The sequence below is a fragment of the Veillonella sp. CAG:933 genome (assembly GCF_000431435.1).
Taxonomy (GTDB): Bacteria; Bacillota; Negativicutes; order Veillonellales; family Veillonellaceae; genus Veillonella_A.
Genome location: NZ_HF986159.1, coordinates 1 through 4,489, shown reverse-complemented (window position 1 = coordinate 4,489; position 4,489 = coordinate 1). Strand labels below are relative to the sequence as shown.

Below are 4,489 nucleotides of genomic sequence, written 5' to 3'. Positions count from 1 at the left end.
TAGTATAATTCCATAAATCAAAGAAAGCAAGGAAACACGCGGATTCCTTGCTTTTCTCAATTTAATATTATGCGTTTTTTGGGGTAGCTTGCGATTCGTTGCTCAACCGTTGCACAACCTTTACAAGGTCATTATAAGTCGGCAATTTGTTAACCGCCGCCACTAAATCAGCCGTATCTTTATGCGTGTAAATTGATTGTGTGATATTGGCAGCTAGGCTGTGCCCTAATATACGCTTGATGATATTTTCGTCAATGCCGCACGCATCGGCAAACGTGGCGAACGTATGACGCCCGTCATGTGGACGGTGCCCGTTGGCTGCCGAAATCGCTAGCCGATATGTCTTATAGGCCGGCATAACCTTGCCAAGAGTAGCGGCTTGCTTAAATTTAGCCTTAGCGTAGGCATCAGTCAATAAGGGGACGATGCACTCGGCAATAGGGATAATTCGATTCTTCCCGGCTTTAGTTTTGACGCCGCCTATCATATATCGTTCCTTTAAATGGATATTATCAAGCTCCATATTGATAAGTTCGGCCGGACGCATGCCCGTGTAAATATAAATAAGTTGCCATTTAGACATTTTGTCATTGGCTTCCCATAAGTCAACTATTTCGGCCGGCGTATATGGCTTGTGAATTCCTTCCTTATTCTCCGGCTCTGGTGGCAACACTAGGAGTGAGGGGTAATTAGTGAGTTTTATGTCATTCTTAGCGGCCGCCCTATAGGTGCCGTTTAAGCCTTTTAGTATAACCTTAATAGTAGAGCGGCTCATGTGACTATGAGCATCAATGATGCGTTGCAAATCGGCGAGCCGTATATCGGTAATCGGCCGTTTAAATAAATGTTCTACCCGTGGGCGTGCGGCAGTGTACGGCTTAAGCCCTACGCCGGCTCGTTTCTTGTCCTCTAGCATCCATTCCCAACATTGCCCAAATGTTATGTCTTGACGAATACATTCCGCCGGATTGCCGTTATAATTCTTCAAACATTCCTGGGCTTCCTTTGCCGTTCTAAATGTGCCGACTGTCTTGCGGATCGCCTTGCCTTCGTCTGTATAATCAATCGTAATCACTACTCGGTAGGGATTTCTTAAATTCTTATGTTTCATTTTGTAAATACTGCCGGTGCCGTTGGCTCGTCGCATAAAAAATCACGCTCCTTGCTAGTTAAAAAGTATGACAAATTATCCTAGAGCGTGTTATAATTATTATATGGTGAGTGGCACGCCCTAAGTGTCGCATTATCCCTCACCCTGTTGCAGCGGGGTGGGGGATTTTTTTATTCTAAAATCACTTTATCAAAGGATTCTAATTTTGTAATCGGACTACCATATAAATATTCTTTTTCTTTCCTAACAGAGTTAGCGGAATATTGTAACTGGTAGGTATATTCCGGAAGTTGGTTATATATCTCTTGTATTTCAGGACAGCAGTCGTATGTTGTTATCCATCGATATCCATCCATTTCTCTTATGGCATTATACAGATTTATATGATCTAGATGATTAAATGCATTTTTATATAAAGCATGTCCTTGTTTATAATAAGGTGGGTCGAAAAAGGTGAAAAGATTTTGTGGTGATAGATTTAGTAATACTGTACGAATTAATTCTTTGGCATCTAACATATAGAGTTGTATTCTATGAGATTGTGTGGCTATAGTGTTTATTTTTTTTATAATATTTTGTTTGTTAAAGCGACAATCTATTGTATATTTAGATTTTTGGTTATATCCACCAATAGGCCCTGCCATAATGATACCTGCGCGGTTAGTTCTATTTAAGAATAATGTAGATAAGGCTAGTGAATAATTGTATTCTTGAATGGTATGTAAGTTATTATAAGTTTCTTTGTGTTGAAACCATTCGTTAATTGTAATGGAAAGATTTGCAATATCTTCAGTAAAACGTTCAGTTTCATTTAATATTGCATACCAGACAGAATATATAGCAGGGTCATAGTCATTTAGGATAATAGAATTAACTTTATTATTTAATAATAACTCCATTGATACTCCAGAGCCACCAGAAAAAGGTTCGCAGTAAATTGGGGCTGATAAGTTATTTATACTTATTAGATGATTGACGAATTTTGATAGCTGTGTTTTGCCACCAGGATATCTTAATATTGATTTTGTTACAGGCATAGAATACACCTCCTTTCTATTAGTATAGTATGGATGATATAATTTTGGCCAATTCTAAAATGTTATGGAATATATAATTGTTCTGATATTGTAACTAAGTTATTCTTGAAGTTAGTTATAAAAGATTCTATTTCTTCCGCATGTTCTTTCGACCAATAATTAAAGAGTTGTGTTTCTTCAAAAATAGATAAATAAGCATTAAACCAAGCCTTTAGTTTATCCCTTTTTTGTCCGCGATTATAGAAAGTACTTAAATCCTCTTGCATAAAATGAATTTTTGTTATTCCTTGTGACAGACAAATCATATTACTATAATATTCTTTCACATTCTGTGAATCTGACAGTAAAAAATCTCTTATACTATTTTCAATTGATTTTCCTCCGGGTAATAATAAAATATTATTTCCTACCATGTTTAGATTAGTAATATCTCTTTTTTGAGAAGTTTTTGTTGCTACATCACCATCAAGTACAATAATCCGTGTTCTAAAATAAGTAGAGTCACATTTTACTAGTGATAAAAGCTCATTATAGCCAATATGAGTATCGAGTATATTTACTTGATTTAGTAAGTTTGTAGGAAGTATTTTATTTAGTAACCATCTAGCTTCAGCATCTTCACTAATTATTTTTATCTTTTGACCTTTTCTAAATTCTACACTTTCTAATAATAGATTCGTATAAAGGTTTCTATTGGGAGAGCGAATTATAGTTGGGGATTCTTCTAAATTAGCCCGTGTAAAGAAGTATGATTCGATGAGGTTTTTATTGCTATTTTTTAGAGGTTGAGATTTTAGTATTATATAATCTAATAGTGATATACTGTGGGTTGTAAATACAATCTGTAATTTTAACTTTTTGGCACTTTTATAAAGGAAATCTAATAATTTGTTTTGAGCAGAAGGGTGTAGAGCTGCATCAATCTCATCAATAAGTAGTAAGCCGCCTTGATAAGCATCTCCCAAAGTTTCTGCTAATAATTTAAAAGATTCAACGGAGAGCAATATTTGAGCCAGATTGTCTTGTCCAGCTGAATTTGTAAGATAGTCATATTTATTTGTATTAACCCCGACAGAAGTTTTCTTTTTTATATCTGTCAAATGGATTTGATTGGCAGTAGAAATTTCATCTGTAATTGAAAGTATATTTTTATAAGTAGTAATTAATTCCTCAGAGATAGAAATATTATTATTCTCTTTTTCTGAAATTAATGCTTCACCTAGTGGATATAGTCGAGATAATCCTAAATAGAGAGTTGGCCAACTTTTTTTTGCATTGGTATCGGTACCGTCATCTGTTTTAGTATTTGGAATTAAGCGTCCTCTACTTCCTTTATCTTGCCAAGTTATTCTATAGGACAGTGGTTCTCCATTATCAAAGTATATAGTCGCTACATTAGATTTTGTCTTATCGAAAGTAGGAGACATTTTAAAAAGTTCACTCCATTCGCACCTAAATAAAGGTTGTAGAATAGGGGTGCCGATATCTTTTTTTAATTCACAGGAATTCCCTAATAAGCCTAAAATAGTAGATTTACCTACAGCATTTGATCCTGCGAGAACTGTTATGTATTCTCCTAAAATTATTTCAACATTTTTAAAAATCCTGAAGTCATTAATTTTTAAACTAGTGATTTTCATTAAATACTCCTTTGTCTCCAAACTTAAAAAGGTCGTCTTAACTCTATAACTTTACCAATAATAGTAACAGGTAAATTAATAATGTCTTCATTGCTGTAAAAGGTAGGGGGATAAACCGCTACATTATAACCGATAAGGGTAATGCCATTATCGGCTTTTTTTATTTGTTTAACTGTTGCTTCATCACCATTGACGAGTACTACAGCGACGTCACCGCTTTCAATATCAGGTTGTTGTTTAACAACGATAATATCATCTTCAAATAATCTAGGCTCCATACTATTCCCTTTTACTTTTAAGCAAAAAAATGTACCTGTAGAAGCAAGTTCAGGGGTAATTTCTTCATAGCCTAGTATATCTTCGATAGCACTGATAGGGGTACCAGCGATAACAGAGCCTAAGATAGGAATTTGAACGCCTACACGTTTTGAAAAATTAATGCCATTATTAGAAATGAAATTTTTGTTTCAGGAAATAATTCATTAATACTTATATGCAATGCTGAGGCAATTTTAAACAATATATCTTGCTCTGGCTCATTAGTGCCGTTTTCATAGCCTGATATGGTATTGTGTTTTACACCTACTAAATCTCCAAGTTCTTTTTGTGTTAGGCCTCTTTGTTTTCGATATTCTTTAATTTTGGTTGAAGTATATTTTCTAATATCCATAGTATAATTCCATAAATCAAAGAAAGCAAGG

General features: G+C 34.8%; 5 protein-coding genes. All 5 read right to left on the bottom strand.

The window, feature by feature from the left end; translation table 11 throughout:
- Window positions 1-67: 67 nt before the first annotated feature.
- Complete coding sequence (locus tag QZL64_RS02575; RefSeq protein ID WP_021840483.1) at window positions 68-1,147, bottom strand: tyrosine-type recombinase/integrase; 1,080 nt, start codon at window positions 1,145-1,147, stop codon at window positions 68-70.
- Between the two features lie 134 nt (window positions 1,148-1,281).
- Window positions 1,282-2,148, bottom strand: a complete 867-nt coding sequence (locus tag QZL64_RS02570; RefSeq protein ID WP_021840482.1) for a DNA adenine methylase — start codon at window positions 2,146-2,148, stop codon at window positions 1,282-1,284.
- A gap of 62 nt (window positions 2,149-2,210) precedes the next feature.
- Complete coding sequence (locus tag QZL64_RS02565) at window positions 2,211-3,788, bottom strand: ATP-dependent nuclease (RefSeq protein WP_021840481.1); 1,578 nt, start codon at window positions 3,786-3,788, stop codon at window positions 2,211-2,213.
- Window positions 3,789-3,811: 23 nt separating this feature from the next.
- A complete protein-coding gene (locus QZL64_RS02560) occupies window positions 3,812-4,144 on the bottom strand; it encodes a LexA family protein (protein ID WP_296309213.1) in 333 nt (110 codons plus the stop codon).
- A gap of 62 nt (window positions 4,145-4,206) precedes the next feature.
- Window positions 4,207-4,489: helix-turn-helix domain-containing protein (locus tag QZL64_RS02555; RefSeq protein WP_296309209.1), on the bottom strand; the 283-nt coding region annotated here is incomplete at its 5' end.

What these genes read in the sequence shown, in the direction of transcription:
- QZL64_RS02575 (WP_021840483.1), bottom strand. Translation starts at nt 1,147, where the DNA reads ATGCGACGAGCCAACGGCACCGGCAGTATTTACAAAATGAAACATAAG.
- QZL64_RS02570 (WP_021840482.1), bottom strand. Translation starts at nt 2,148, where the DNA reads ATGCCTGTAACAAAATCAATATTAAGATATCCTGGTGGCAAAACACAG.
- QZL64_RS02565 (WP_021840481.1), bottom strand. Translation starts at nt 3,788, where the DNA reads ATGAAAATCACTAGTTTAAAAATTAATGACTTCAGGATTTTTAAAAAT.